Here is a 14,002-nt window from a genome sequence, read left to right as displayed (position 1 = left end):
TCATGGCCATCACCGACATCGATCAGTACGCACATCTCACCGACAGCGACGTCGAGACCCTCGGCGCCGAACTCGACGCCATCCGCCGTGACATCGAGGAGTCGCGTGGCGAGGCCGACGCCAAGTACATCCGGCGGGCCATCACCATCCAGCGGAGTCTCGCGGCCGGCGGCCGGCTCGCCCTGATGTTCAGCAACAAGAAGGTCGCCTGGGCGGCCGGTACCGCGATGCTCTCGCTGGCCAAGATCATCGAGAACATGGAACTGGGCCACAACGTGATGCACGGTCAGTGGGACTGGATGAACGATCCGGAGGTCCACTCGGCGTCGTGGGAGTGGGACACCACCTGCCCGAGCGTGCAGTGGAAGCACTCGCACAACTTCGTCCATCACAAGTACACGAACGTCGTCGGGATGGACGACGACGTGGGCTACGGTATCCTCCGCGTCACCCGGGACCAGCCCTGGGAGTGGTGGAACGTCGGCAACCCGATCTACAACCTGACGCTGGGTACGTTCTTCGAATACGGTGTCGCGCTGCACCATCTGGAGACGGAGAAGCTGCGCAACAAGGAGAAGACCTACCGCCAGGCGGCCAAGGATCTCCGGGTGATCGGCACCAAGGTCGGCAAGCAGGCCGCCAAGGACTACCTCATCTACCCCGCCTTGGCCGGACCGAACTGGAAGACGACGCTCACAGCGAACTTCACGTCGAACATCGTCCGCAACTACTGGGCGTACATGGTGATCTTCTGCGGTCACTTCCCCGACGGCGCCGAGAAGTTCACGGTCGAGGAGTTCGAGAACGAGGATCAGCCGCGCTGGTACCTGCGGCAGATGTTGGGATCGGCCAACTTCAAGGCGGGCCCGCTGATGCGGTTCATGAGCGGCAACCTCAGTCATCAGATCGAGCACCACCTGTTCCCCGACCTGCCGAGCAGCCGGTACGAGGAGATCGGTGTGCGCGTCCGCGAGCTCTGCGACAAGTACGACCTGCCGTACACGACCGGGACCCTCCTGGGCCAGTATGCGCAGTCGTTCCGGACCATCGCGAAGCTGGCATTGCCGAACTCACTGTTGAAGGCCACGTCCGACGACGCGCCCGAGACGGCGTCGGAGCTGCGCTTCGCGATCCGCGAGGGGATGAGCGATCACTTCGGCGTCGACCCGGAGACCGGCAAGCGCCGCGGTCTGCGGACCGCGTTGCGTGAGCTGAAGAACTCGCCGGTGCGGGCCGCGCATGTGGGCCGGGCCGCGTCCGGTAGTCCGGGGCGGAACCAGCACTGACAGAACCGATGTCGCGCATCGTTGCGTTTGCCGCAACGATGCGCGGCATCTGCGAAACCTTGTCCGGTCCTGGGTCGTCCGTGCCAGAATGGCGCTCGTGCGCATCGGGATGACGATGCCCGTGATGGAGCCCGATCTCGATGCCGAGATGCTCCACTCCTGGGCCACCACCATCGACGACGGTCCGTTCAGCTCCCTGTGCTGGGGTGAACGCATCGCGTTCGACAACCCGGAATGCCTGACCTTCCTCGGGGCGCTGGCGGCCTGGACGGCTCGGGTACCGCTGGTGATGACGGTCGTCGTGCCGCAGCTGCACGACCCGGTGATGCTCGCCAAGTCACTGGCGACCGGCGACATGCTGTCGGCCGGCCGCCTCACCGTGGCCCTCGGCGTCGGCGGGCGACACGAGGACTATCGGGCGGTCGGCGCGGACCCGTCGACGCAGACGATGCGTCAACTCGCCGACCGCGCGGCGACGATGAAACGGGTATGGGCCGGAGAGAAGCTGACCGAGTCGGTCCTGCCGGTCGGTCCGCCGCCGCACCGCAAGGGTGGGCCGGAACTGCATGTCGGCACCACCGGACCCAAGACCATCCGCAGCGCGGTCGACTGGGCGGACGGGATCGCCGGGGTCACCTTGGATCTCGACACCGTCAAGCAGAACGAACTCTTCGACGTCGCCCGGTCGGCGTGGGCCGAGGCCGGGCGGGCGGCACCGCATCTTGCGACGTCGTTCTGGTTCGCGATCGGCGACGGCGACGGTCCGCGCGCGCAGGTCACCCGGCACCTGCACCACTACATGAACTGGATCCCCTCGGAGTTCGTCGACGCGATCGCACCCACCACCGGGTGGGCGGGCACCGAGGCCGAGCTGGCCGAGATCCTACGGCGCTTCGCCGACATCGGCACCGACGAGGTCCAACTCATCCCGACGAGTTCCGATCCCGATCAACTGCGGCGAGCCGCGGACGTGGCCGCGGCATTCTCCTGACGGAGCGTCGCCGCGGGATCTAGGGTGCTGCCATGGCCTCCCTGCGGCGGATGCTCGGCATCGGCAAGCTCCCCGATGACCTTCGCGCCGAAGCCGCTTCCGAGCAGGCCCACCACATCGTCGAATTCGTGCCCGTGACACTGCGATTCAGCGGCCGCGTGCCCGGCCGATCGGCGCAGGGCAGCGTCCGGCCCTTCACCGGTGCCCTCGTCTTGACGCCTCGTCGAGTCCTGGCGACGATGTCGACCGTTCCCGGGCGCGCCGGCCGGGCCGTCGACCACGAGTGGGCGGCCCCGCCGGGTTCGATGGTCCGCGCGGTCATCGTCCCCGGCGGTCTCGTCATCGAGATCCCGGCGCTCGATCGCGTCCATCCCGACTTCACCGGGACGCTGAGTCTGACCTACTCCACCGAGCTGCCCGAATCGGTACTGCAGCGGACGCCGGCGCGCGAGGTGTGGTTCGATGTCCCCGCGCGCTATGTGACGTCACTCGTCGGCGGTCGCCGGAGTTGACGCGACCGGCCCGCGTCGTGCTGCGAATTGTTCTCGCAGAGAGCGTTTGAGGATCTTCCCGGTCGCGCCGAGCGGAAGCGCCGAGACGATGTGCACGGTCTTGGGGACCTTGTAGCCGGCCAGCCGGGACCGGGCGAAGGCGCGGAGATCGGCTTCGGTGGGTTCGTGCCCCGGGGCGGGCACGACGAACGCCGTCACCTCTTCGCCCCAGGTGTCGTGCGGCAGCCCGACCACCGCGACCTGCGCGACGTCCGGGTGGTCGCCGAGAACCGCCTCGACCTCGGTGGGATAGACGTTCTCACCGCCGGTGATGACCATGTCCTTGAGCCGGTCGGTGACGTACACGTAACCGTCGGCGTCGACGCGGCCGATGTCGCCGGTGTGCAGCCAGCCGTCGGCGTCGATGGTCGCCGCGGTCTCGGCGTCGCGCCGGTGGTAGCCGCGGGTCGCCTGCGGTGTCCGGATGCAGATCTCGCCCTGCTCGCCGGACGTCGCCTCGGTGCCCGATGCGGTTCTGATGGTCAGTTCCACCCAGGGGTACGGGCGGCCGACGGAGCGGAGCAGATGTGCGCGCTCGGGGTCGGTGCTGTGGTCCGCGGCGTCGAGTTGGGTGACCGCGCCGTGGGTTTCGGTGAGTCCGTACACCTGGAACAGCGGGGTGCCGAAGGTGCGCAGCGTCCGGCGCAGGAGGGCGGGGGTGATCGGCGCGGACCCGTACGCGATCGACCGCAATGCCCCGACATCGGCCTGGTCGGCGCCCGGTACGTCCACGAGCATGCCGATGACGGTCGGTACCAGGAAGACGTTCGTGATGCGTTCCCGGACAAGGGTGTCCAGGAGCGAATCCGGGGTGAAGTCGGCGATGACCACGTTGTGTGCGCCGTTGGCCAGCCCCACCAGCGCCCAGCCCAGTCCGCCGATGTGGAAGAGAGGCATGGCGCAGAGGCTGACCGACGAGTCGTCGAACCCCCACGGCCCGCCGGCCTGCGTGCAGGCGCCCAGGTTGGTGTTGGAGGTGAGCACGCCCTTGGGCCGGCCGGTGGTACCCGAGGTGTAGAGCTGGAGGACCACGTCGTCGGCGTCGCCGACGTGGCCCGGATCATCCGGGGACGACGTCGCCAGCAACTGTTCGTACGAGAGCGGTTGTCGTGGATCGCCGAACGCGATCGGTTCCATGACAGTGTCTGCACCGGAGAGGATCTCCGTCACCGCATCGAGAAAGTCGCGGTGGCAGACGATAAGACGTGCCCGTGCGTCGTCGACGACCTCGCCGAGCTCGCGGACCGAGAGCCGCCAGTTCAGCGGCACGGTGACCGCGCCGATCTTCGCGGCGGCGAGTACCGTCTCGATGATCTCCGGAGAGCTCTTCCCCAACACGGCGATCCGATCGCCGGCTCGGATACCGCGGTCGCGCAACACGTTCGCCAGACGGTTGGCGCGGTCGTCGAGCTGCCGGTAGGTGAGCTGCACCCCGGCCCCCGACAGCGCCGGGGCGTCTCCGTCGAGGCGTGCGCGGAGCCGGGTCTGCTCGGCCAGACGGTAGTCGGTCGGCGTCGTCATTCGGCAGCCGCCAGGTCGGCGAGGTGGCGCATCACATCGGGATACCGGCGCAGGTGCGCACCACCGTTGATGTTGATCGTCTCCCCGGTGACCCACCGCGAGTCGTCGGAGGCGAGATAGAGGACCGCGTCGGCGATCTCGTCCGGCCGGCCGTTCCGCCCGAGCGGGGTGTTCTCGGTGAAGTCGTCCTGGATGACCGGGATCGAGGTGAGGGTGTGCACCAGCGGGGTGTCCACGAGTCCCGGGGAGATCGAGTTGACCCGGATGCCGCGCGGGGCCAGCTCGAGTGCGGCGACCTCGGCGAGCATCACCATGCCCGCCTTGGCCGCGCAGTAGCCCGCGAAGCCGGCCGCAGGCTGGCGGGCGTTGAGAGAGGCAATGCCGATGAGCGATCCGCCGTCGTTCAACGTTCGTCCCGCGTGCTTGGTCACCAGGAACGAACCGGTGAGGCACAACTCGATGGTCGTCTGCCACTGCTGCGCGTCGAGGTCGACGATGAACCCCGGGATGTTCAACCCGGCGCAGTTCACCGCGATGTCCACACCGCCGAGGTCGTCCGTCAGCCCGGTGAAGAGCGCGGCCACCGACTCCTCGTCGGTCACGTCGACCCACCGCGCCTGTGCGCTACCGCCGAGGTCTGCGGCAACAGCCTCGGCCGCTTCGAGATTCACGTCGGCCACGGTCACCGCTGCACCGTGGACGGCCAGGGTCCGGGCCGCGGCTTCGCCGATGCCCGAGCCGCCGCCGATGACGACGGCGATCTTGCCGTCGACACGCTTGTCCGTCATGGTCTCTCCCTCTCGCCGGGTGTGATCGGTGGTCACCGGGGCAGGTTCTCGTAGTAGGGGACGACGATCTCGTCGGTGCTCGTGACGTCGCCGAGCATCATGGTCGTGATCGGGTGGACGACGCCCGGCTCGATCTCGGCGTTGATGCACGCGGGGACATCGGCGCCGAGAGCCTTCTCGACGGCGGGCGCGAGATCGTCGAGATGCTTGACGCGCATTCCGATTCCGCCGAAGGCCTCCGCGATCTTCTCGTAGTCGCTGTCGGCCAGCTCGGACACGACCACGCCCTCGGGCCCGAAGACGGCCTCCTGCCCGTGGATCGACATACCCCAGACGGCGTTGTTGAAGACGACGGTGGTCACCGGCAGGTGATGACGGGCCATGGTGTCGAATTCCTGCGGGTGGAAACCGGCTGCGCCGTCTCCGGTGATCAGCACGACGGGTGCGCCGGGCCGGGCCCGGGCCGCTCCGATCGCGAATCCCGGTCCGACGCCCAAGCATCCGAGATAACCCAGCCGCAGGACGCTTCCCGGACGTCCGACGGCGACGAAGAACTCTGCCCAGGACGGGGCCTCGGCGCCGTCGAGCACGAAGATGGTGTCCGGCGGGCAGGCCTCGACGATGGCCTTGGCCGCGAAGTAGGGGTGCATCTTGCCGGTGTCGGTGGTCGCGTCGGGGAATCCGGCGGCGTGCGCGCCCTTGGCGGCCTTCACGGTGCTCGCCCACTCGGTCCAGTCCGGCCAGGTCCGTCCGGCGGCCGCAGCGGTGAGTTGCTCCAGAGCGGCGCGGCAGTCGGCGACGATCGGGACCTCGACGTCGTAGATCCGGCCGATCTCGGCGGGGTCGATGTCGATCTGGATGATCTTGGCGCCCGGGAACATGCTGGCCCGCCCGCCGGTGAACATCCCGGCTCGCGTGCCCGCCATGACGACGACGTCGGGTGTGGGCGCCCCGAGGGCCGGGATGGTGCCCATCGACAGGAGTCCGCCACCGGCGAGCGGGTGGTCGGCCGGGATCGCACCATCGGCCTTGCCCGGATAGAACACGGGCACGCCGACGGTCTCGGCGAAGGCCACGAGCGCTTCCTCGGCACGGGAGAAGGTGATCCCGCCGCCGATCACGATCGCGGGGTTCGATGCGGTCTGCAGCAGGTCGAGGGCCAGGGTCACGGCGTCGGGATCCGCTCCGGACCGCGTCGAGACCCGGTAATTGGTGGGGAAGCGCACCTGATCGTCGTCGGCCTCGCCGAACATGACGTCGATGGGCAGTTCGAGCAGCACCGGGCCCGGCACGCCGCTGGTGGTCTTGCGGATCGCCAGCGCGACGATCTCCGGGACGCGGGCGGCGTCGGTGATCCGGTAGGCCCACTTGGTGACCGGGTCGGCGGCGGCGATCTGATCGAAGCCGCCCTGCAGCGGATTGGTCTCGGTCTCGCGCAGCGGAGGCGCCCCCACGACGAACAGTGTCGGCGAGCGGTCTAGGTAGGCATTGGCCAGCGCGGTGTAGACGTTGGTGAACCCGGGGCCCGAGGTGACCACGCACACGCCGAAGCCGCCCGTGACGCGCGCGTACGCGTCGGCGGCGTGGCCGGCGCTCGCCTCGTGGCGGGTATCGGTGAGCCGGATTCCCTCTCCCGCGCAGGCGATCAGGAAGGCGTCGAGGTGTCCGCCGTGGAGGGTGAAGACCTCCGTCGTGCCGGCCTGGGCGAGTGCGCGGGCAAGAAGTTGACCGCCGTTGACAGTTGCCATTGTGGGGACCTTTCGAGAGCCGTCCAACGTGTGCGGCTGAGAGTAACTGCGATCACAGTGCGACGCCAGAGTCGCATTATGCGAACACACCAGTCGGTGGCACGATGGGCGCATGGCGCGCTCCTCCCCGCAGACCGAACGCATCGTCATGCTGATGCAGCTGCTGACCGACCAGCCGACGTCGGCCCGGAGCCTGGCCGACATCGCGCGGCACCTCGGGGTCTCGAAGCCCACGTGCTATCCGATGGTCATCGCGCTGACCGAAGCGGGCTGGCTCCTGCGGGACCCGGTCACCAAGGGCTACCGCCTGGGGCCCGCGGTGGTCCCGATCGGTGAGGCGGCGTCGCGGGCGATGGCCCCGGTGGAGGTCGCTCGTCCGCTGATGCGCGATCTGGCCGACGAAAGCGGCATGGCGGCAATCGCGTTCGTACCCTCGGGGGCCGACCTGGCGATCGGTGAGATCGTGCAACCCGTGGCCGGCCGCCGCGGCACACTCGGCCTGCGGCTGGGCGACACCCTGGAGATCGCGCCCCCGCTGGGCGCCGGACTGGCCGCGTGGTACCCGCCCGATCGGCTCGACGAGTGGCTGCTCCTCGGTGCGGACCATGTCGGGATCGACCATGCCGAACTGCGCGAAATGTACCGGCCGATGCTCGAGGTGATCCGCGCCCGTGGGTACGCGGTGGAGTGTGCTGACCAACGAGAGCAGTCGTTGTCGGCCACCGTCGCCGGTCTGCGCGGTACGGGCATCGCCGGGCAGCGTGCGGTCTCCGCGCTACGCGAGGCGCAGCGTCGTCTGTCCACCGACGTCGTGGTCGGTGAGATCGATCCGGCCGCCGACTACCGGCCCATCTCTGTCAACGCCGTCGCCTTCGCACCCGGCGGAGTGCCCGCAGTCATCGTCGCGGTCGTCGACGCGCGCACGTCCATGCTCGGGCAGGATGTCATCGAGCTCGGCCGCCGGGTGCGGACCGCCGCGGCCGCGGTCACCGACGGGCTCGGCGGGGCGCCGCCTGTCGGGTCCTAGATCATCGACCCGCGGCTCAGCCGACCGGCTGCTCCTCGACCGCCCGACCGGGACGCAACATCACGAGTGCGAGGATCGCGGCGGCTGCGGTGAGGACGCCCGAGAACGTCAGACACAGGTGCATACCGTCCAGGAAGGCGTCGCCGACGGCGCCCATCACGGCGGGGGTGTCGGCGCCGAGGTTCAGGCCGCTCGCGGCGGCCAGGCCCTCGGTGTCGACCGCGCCGACCACCCGGTCGCGTACCGGTTCCTCGACACCGGCGTCGATGAGCTTCTGCGGCAACGAGTTCACCGCGCCGGCGGTCAGGAGGGCACCGAGGACAGCCGGACCGAGCGCGCCGCCGACCTGACGGAAGGCGTTGTTGCCGGCCGCGGCCATCCCCGACAGGTGATAGGGCACCGCCGACACCGCGGTCGCGGTCATCGGTGCCATCACCAGGCCCATCCCGAGCCCGAGCACGACCAGACGCCAGGAGATGGATGCGAACGAGGTCTCGGCGTCGATGGTCAGCAGTGCGAACTGGGCAACGGCGACCATGATCAGACCGCCGCCGATCAGGAACCGCGCGTGGATACGGTGCATCATCTTGCCGGCGAGCGCCCCGACCAGCATCGACGCGCCGTTCATGAGGGCCAACCGCCAGCCCGCCTCGATGGTGCCGAGCTGCTGCACCAGACCGAAATACATGCTGAGCACGAAGATGAAGCCGATGAGCGCCAGGAACGTGATCATCGCGACCAGGGTCGTGGCCGTGAAGGCGCGGCTCCGGAAGAGATCGAGGTCGAGCATCGGACTCGCCGAACGCTTCTCGGTGATGACGAACACGACCGCGGCGATGACGGCGACCACCAGCGCGACGATGACCCGGGCGTCGCCGAAGCCGTAGACGCCGGCCTCGATGACGCCGAAGACCAGCGCGGTGACCGCGACCGCGGCGGAGATCTGACCGGGCCAGTCCAGGCGACGGGCATGGGGCGCACGGGATTCTGGCAGGGTCACCGCCGCGACCGCGAGTGCGATCAGCGCCACCGGGATCGGCAGCAGGTAGATCCAGCGCCAGCCCGCCGACTCGGCGACCGGGCCCGCGACCAACGGCCCGACCGTCAGTGAGAGCATCAGCGCCGATGCCCAGATGCCGATGAACTTGCCGCGCTCGCGGACGTCGGGGACGGCATGGCTGATCAGAGCCAGGGTCGTGGGGAGCAGCGCGGCCGCGCCTGTGCCGGCGAGCGCCTGTCCGATCCACACCATGCTGATCGACTGCGCGGACAACGCCACGAGTGCGCCCAGTGCGGTGAGGGACAGTCCGACCAGGTACACCTTGCGTCGGCCGTGTACGTCGCCGAAGACCCCCGCGGTGAGGATGAACGCCGCCATCGGCAGGACGAAAGCGTCCTGGACCCAGGACAATTGAGCGGTCGACGCGCCGAACGCGCTGCCGATCGCCGGCAGGGTCACGGCAACGCTCGTGATGGGCAGGTAGGCGACGAAGACGCCGAGGCAGGCCATGACGATGGTTGCCGTGCGGCGTTCGGGAACTGTCGATTCACCGGTGGTGACGGGGGAGGTGGTCGCGGTCACGCGCTCGCTTTCGGTCTGGAGGAAGGGGGCGCCGGCGCGGCGCAGAAATCCATTGTCGGAGGGAATGCCCCGAAATCGCGTACTGATTCCCTGAAGCGGTACGATTCCGACTACCGAGACTCGTCATCGGTACACTTCCTCCATCATGGACGACATCGACGGCACGATCCTCCGCGCACTACAGGTGTCGCCGCGGGCGACGTTCCGGCAGCTGGGCGATGTGGCCGGGATCTCGGAGCAGACCGCGGCACGTCGCTACCAGGCGCTGCGGCGGGCCGGGGTGATGAAGGTCGTCGGCATCATCAAACCCTCGGTGCGCGGCCAGTCGGAGTGGGTGGCACGAGTGCGGTGCCGCCCGGATCGGATGGAACCGCTCGCATCCTCACTCGCCCGCCGCCGGGAAGTCGCCTTCGCCTACGTCGCATCGGGGGGTGCGGAGATCATCTGCCTCATCCGGGCGCCACTCGGTGTGGCGGGCGAGGAAGCGATCGCGAAGACGTTCCCGGCGCGCGCCGCGGTGACCGACGTCAGCATCGATCTCATCCTGCACGCCTTCGACCCCGGCCACCCGGCGTCGAGATGGACGGGATTCGGCGGCCATCTCGCCGACCGCGACCGGGACCTCCTCGCCTCCGCAGCGACCGGTGCGGGCGATGACACGCCGGAGGAGCCGGAACAGGACGACACGGCGGGCGGCGGGCGCCTGACCGCCGACGATGCGATGCTGATCGAGGCCCTGGTCCAGGACGGCCGCCGGGCGCACCGCGAGCTCGCCCGCATCTGTGGCTGGACGGTCGGACGAGTCCGCCGTCGGCTCCGCGCACTCGAACGCGCCGGGGCATTGTTCTACGACGTCGAGATCCTGCCCGACCGTCTCGGTTTCGACCTGAGTGCCACCCTCTGGCTCACGGTCACCCCGGCGGCTCTCGACCGGGCGGGAACCGAACTCGCAGCTCACGATGAAGTCGCGTTCGCCGCGGCGATCAGTGGCGAGCGGAACCTCATGGTGTCGCTGATCTGCCGGGACACCGCTCATTTCTACGACTATCTACGGACCCGGGTTGCCGCCATCGAGGGCGTCACCGGGTACTCGGTCAGCATCCGGATGCGCCGGCTCAAGCAGAACGCCTCGCTTGTGGTGCAGGGACGGCTGATCCAGCCGGTGTGATGCGCGATGCAGGGTAGCGTCCACGTGTGACCTCGCCACCACCTGCCGACCGGGGCCTGGTGCGATTGTGTGTGCTGGCCGTCGTGGCGGGGCTCGTGACCGGTGTGCTGGGCGGCGCGTTCCGCTGGTGTCTCGGGCACCTGGACCGCTGGCGCGTCGAGATGCTCGACTGGTCGGCGGGATTCGGTGTTCCCGGGTGGCTGGTACCCATCGCGGTCACCGCGGCCGGCGCGGCGCTCGGCGCGCTCGCCGTTCGGGTCGTCCCGACCGCCGCGGGCAGCGGAATCCAGCATGTGGAGGCGGTCGAGCGCGGTGAGGTGTCCTCGGCGCCGCTGCGTCTGATCCCGGCCAAGTTCGTCGGCGCGCTCGCCGCGATCGGATCGGGGCTCGTGCTCGGGCGAGAAGGGCCGACGGTGCACATGGGCGCCGTCGTCGGTGCCGAGACCGGCAGGCGCGGAGGGCTGGACGACGCCGACGTCCGGGTGATGCAGACGTCACTGAGCGGCGCGGGGCTGGCGGTGGCGTTCACCGCGCCGATCGGTGGTGCGCTGTTCGCGCTCGAGGAGGTCGGCCGTTCGGTCCGGCTGCGACTCGTGGTGCCGACGGTGTTCGCCGTGGTGGCGGCGGTCGCCGCCGGCCGGGTGATCCTCGGCGACCGTCCGGAATTCGACGTACCCGATCTCGACGTGCCGTCGGTGACGGTGCTGCCCGTCTTCGTGGTGTTCGGCCTCGTCTCCGGCCTCATCGGGATCGCCTACAGCCGAATGGTTCTCGGGACCCTCGGCTGGGTCGGCCGGTTCTCGCGGGTGCCCCCGATCGGTCGCGCCGCTCTCATCGGTGCGGTGATCGGTGCACTGCTCGCCCTCGATGCGCGCGCAGCCGGCGGCGGGGACGGACTCACCCAGGCGGTCGTCGACGGCGGTGTCGTGCTCCCCGCACTCGCCGCGCTCTTCCTCGTCCGGTTCGTCGCAGGTCCGCTCTCGTACGCCGCGGGCACGCCCGGTGGCCTGTTCGCGCCGCTGCTCGCGCTGGGCGCGCTGTGGGGTGCCACCTTCGCCGAGGTCGCCGACATCGTTGTCCAGCAGCCGGACTCGGCCGGGTCGGGATTCCGGGGTGCGATGATCTTGGCCGGGATGGCAGCGCTGTTCGGCGCGGTCGTCCGGGCGCCGCTCACCGGGATGGTCGTGGTGATGGAGATGACCGCGACGACCACGGTCGCCCTTCCCATGCTGGCCGCGACGGCTGCCGCGGTGCTCGTCGCGCACATGTCCGGGTCACCGCCGGTGTACGACTCGCTCCGCGAGAGGATGCTCGCGAATTCGGCTCGGCGGGATGACCCCTGATCTCAGGGGCACCAGGGGTCGCGCTTTCGGATCAGGGGGCAGCGGGGGTCGCGTTCGTCCGTGAGTCCAGCGGCACGATGAGCGGGCCGCCCGTGACCGGATCGGTCATCACGTGCGCCCGCAGGCCGAACGCCGCATCGAGGGTCTCGGCGTCGATGACCTCGGTGGGGGAACCGGTGGTGACGATGGCGCCGTTGCGCATGACGAAGAGCGAATCGCTGTAACGGGCAGCCAGATTCAGATCATGCAGCACCATGACGACGGTCTTGCCGTGCTCGTCGCGGAGCCTGCGGACCAGGTCGAGGACGTCGATGGAGTGGGCGAGGTCGAGGTAGGTGGTCGGCTCGTCGAGCAGGATGAGGTCGGTGTCCTGGGCGAGGGTCAGCGCGATCCAGACCCGTTGCCGCTGCCCGCCGGAGAGCGCGTCGAGGGTGCGGTCGGCGAGGTCGAGGGTGTCGGTCATCTCCATCGCCTGCGCGACCGCCGCCTCGTCGGCGGCGCTGGCCTGCGCGAACCAGCGCTGGTGCGGGTGCCGTCCGCGCCCGACCAGGTCGGCGACGGTGAGACCTTCGGGCGCAATGGGATTCTGCGGCAGGATCGCCAGGGTGCGCGCGACCTGTTTGGGCCGGACCGACGAGATGTCGTCGCCGTCGAGGTACACCGTGCCGGCCCGCGGTGGCAGCAGCCGGGCGAGACACCGCAGCAGCGTCGACTTGCCGCATCCGTTCGAGCCGATGATCGTGGTGACCTGCCCGTCGGGGATGTCGATGTCCAGGCCGTCGATGACGATCCGGTCGTCGTAGCCGACGGTGAGCCCGACGCCGCGTAATCGCGCGGTGGCGGTCGGGTTTTCGAGGGAGGACGCGGTCATACGCTCGCCTTTCGGGACATGACGACCATCAGGTAGATCAGGAACGGCCCGCCGATCGCGGCGGTGACGATGCCGACCGGCAGACCACCGGGCAGTACCGTGCGGCACAGCAGGTCGCCGCCCAGGACCAGCGCCGAACCGATGACCCCGGACACCAGCGGTGTGGGCACGGCGGTACCGGCCAGCCGCAGGGCGATCTGCGGGGCGAGCAGGGCGACGAAGGCGATCGGGCCGGCCGCGGACACACTCAGCGCGGCGACCAGGACCGCGGTGAGGAGCAGCGTCGTCGACACCGCACCGGTGCGGACACCGAGTCCGCGGGCGAGATCGGGTCCGAGGCTGAGCATCCCGATCTGGCGGGCCAGGACGACCACGACGACGATGCTCGCGCACACACCCGCGACGACCGGCCACACATTCGACCAGCCCACGTTCGCCACCGATCCGACGATCCAGACCTGCGCGCGACCGACATCCCGGATGTCGGCACGGGACAGCAGGAACTGGGTCAGCGCCTGCAGCAGCCACGTCATCCCGACACCGATCAGCACGAGCCGGAACGGGTTGATGCCGCTGTTGGCCTTGCGTCCCGGCCATGCCAAGACGTACATGACGACGGCGGTGAGCAACCCGCCGAGCATGGCGGACGCGGGGACGCCGAGACCGCCGAGCCATGCGCCCCAACTGGTGGTCGAGAACGCGATCGCGGTCACCGCCGCCACGCTGGCACCGGCGGTGATGCCCAGCATGTCCGGCGTGGCCAGCGGGTTCTGGGCGATCAGCTGGGTGAGCGAACCGGCAAGGCCCAGACCGAATCCCACCAGTAGCGCGACCAGCGCGCGGGGCAGGGCGACGTCGAAGACGACGACGTTCTCGACCCGGGTGCCGCCGCCGAGGAGGATGCGCGCGACGTCGATCGGGGTCAGCGGGAAGTCGCTGACCCCGACGCTCGTGAGGAACAGGAGGACGGTGACGGTGGTGGACACCAGTGCCACGGCGAGCATGCGCGGGCGGACGACCATCGACATCGGTTCGATGGCGATCCGGTAGCCGCCGGGATGAGGTGCGATCCGGGTCTTGGCCCGGAGCCCGGTCTTCTCGGCTATACCGGTCGCGGTCTTCATGG

General features: G+C 69.5%; 12 protein-coding genes. 6 read left to right on the top strand and 6 right to left on the bottom strand.

Going from position 1 to position 14,002, the window contains the following annotated elements; genetic code table 11:
• Positions 1–2: 2 nt before the first annotated feature.
• The 3 genes from BCM27_RS20885 to BCM27_RS20875 all read left to right on the top strand — a co-directional run bounded on the left by BCM27_RS20885 (position 3) and on the right by BCM27_RS20875 (position 2,789).
• Positions 3–1,286: a fatty acid desaturase family protein gene (locus BCM27_RS20885; protein ID WP_004020764.1), complete on the top strand. Its 1,284-nt coding sequence runs from the start codon at positions 3–5 to the stop codon at positions 1,284–1,286.
• An 88-nt stretch (positions 1,287–1,374) separates the two neighbouring features.
• Entirely contained in the window at positions 1,375–2,277 is a 903-nt protein-coding gene (locus BCM27_RS20880; RefSeq protein WP_004020765.1) for an LLM class flavin-dependent oxidoreductase, read from the top strand.
• Between the two features lie 32 nt (positions 2,278–2,309).
• A complete protein-coding gene (locus tag BCM27_RS20875) occupies positions 2,310–2,789 on the top strand; it encodes a hypothetical protein (protein WP_004020766.1) in 480 nt (159 codons plus the stop codon).
• Here the strand turns inward: BCM27_RS20875 and BCM27_RS20870 are convergent.
• Genes BCM27_RS20870 through BCM27_RS20860 form a run of 3 tightly spaced genes read right to left on the bottom strand, consistent with a single transcriptional unit; the run spans position 2,763 to position 6,885 of the window.
• Positions 2,763–4,349 carry a long-chain-fatty-acid--CoA ligase gene (locus tag BCM27_RS20870; protein WP_004020767.1) on the bottom strand — a complete coding sequence of 529 codons (1,587 nt, stop codon included), beginning with the start codon at positions 4,347–4,349 and terminating at the stop codon, positions 2,763–2,765. The two genes, BCM27_RS20875 and BCM27_RS20870, sit on opposite strands and share 27 nt — an antisense overlap.
• Positions 4,346–5,137 carry an SDR family NAD(P)-dependent oxidoreductase gene (locus BCM27_RS20865; protein ID WP_004020768.1) on the bottom strand — a complete coding sequence of 264 codons (792 nt, stop codon included), beginning with the start codon at positions 5,135–5,137 and terminating at the stop codon, positions 4,346–4,348. Before BCM27_RS20865 ends, BCM27_RS20870 begins: the two co-directional genes overlap by 4 nt.
• 32 nt (positions 5,138–5,169) lie before the next feature.
• Entirely contained in the window at positions 5,170–6,885 is a 1,716-nt protein-coding gene (locus BCM27_RS20860) for a thiamine pyrophosphate-binding protein (protein ID WP_004020769.1), read from the bottom strand.
• Positions 6,886–6,997: 112 nt separating this feature from the next.
• Here BCM27_RS20860 and BCM27_RS20855 point away from each other — a divergent pair, with 112 nt between their 5' ends.
• Positions 6,998–7,912, top strand: a complete 915-nt coding sequence (locus BCM27_RS20855) for an IclR family transcriptional regulator (RefSeq protein WP_004020770.1) — start codon at positions 6,998–7,000, stop codon at positions 7,910–7,912.
• A gap of 16 nt (positions 7,913–7,928) precedes the next feature.
• Here BCM27_RS20855 and BCM27_RS20850 read toward each other — a convergent pair whose 3' ends face one another.
• Complete coding sequence (locus BCM27_RS20850; RefSeq protein WP_004020771.1) at positions 7,929–9,494, bottom strand: MFS transporter; 1,566 nt, start codon at positions 9,492–9,494, stop codon at positions 7,929–7,931.
• Positions 9,495–9,639: 145 nt separating this feature from the next.
• On the opposite strand from BCM27_RS20850, the gene BCM27_RS20845 reads away from it, so the two are divergent.
• Positions 9,640–10,662 (top strand): Lrp/AsnC family transcriptional regulator, encoded by a 1,023-nt coding sequence (locus tag BCM27_RS20845; protein WP_004020772.1) that lies wholly within the window; start codon positions 9,640–9,642, stop codon positions 10,660–10,662.
• Positions 10,663–10,688: 26 nt separating this feature from the next.
• Positions 10,689–12,005, top strand: a complete 1,317-nt coding sequence (locus BCM27_RS20840) for a ClC family H(+)/Cl(-) exchange transporter (RefSeq protein WP_004020773.1) — start codon at positions 10,689–10,691, stop codon at positions 12,003–12,005.
• 31 nt (positions 12,006–12,036) lie between these two features.
• Here BCM27_RS20840 and BCM27_RS20835 read toward each other — a convergent pair whose 3' ends face one another.
• The gene (locus BCM27_RS20835; RefSeq protein ID WP_004020774.1) at positions 12,037–12,876 is read right to left on the bottom strand and encodes an ABC transporter ATP-binding protein; all 840 of its coding nucleotides are present in this window, start codon (positions 12,874–12,876) and stop codon (positions 12,037–12,039) included.
• The gene (locus BCM27_RS20830) at positions 12,873–14,000 is read right to left on the bottom strand and encodes a FecCD family ABC transporter permease (RefSeq protein ID WP_231895829.1); all 1,128 of its coding nucleotides are present in this window, start codon (positions 13,998–14,000) and stop codon (positions 12,873–12,875) included. The genes BCM27_RS20835 and BCM27_RS20830 overlap by 4 nt, the downstream gene beginning before the upstream one ends.
• Positions 14,001–14,002: the final 2 nt, after the last annotated feature.

The sequence above is a fragment of the Gordonia terrae genome (assembly GCF_001698225.1).
Lineage (GTDB): Bacteria > Actinomycetota > Actinomycetes > Mycobacteriales > Mycobacteriaceae > Gordonia > Gordonia terrae.
Note: the sequence above shows the minus strand (reverse complement) of the source record. Positions and strands in the feature narration are given on the sequence as shown.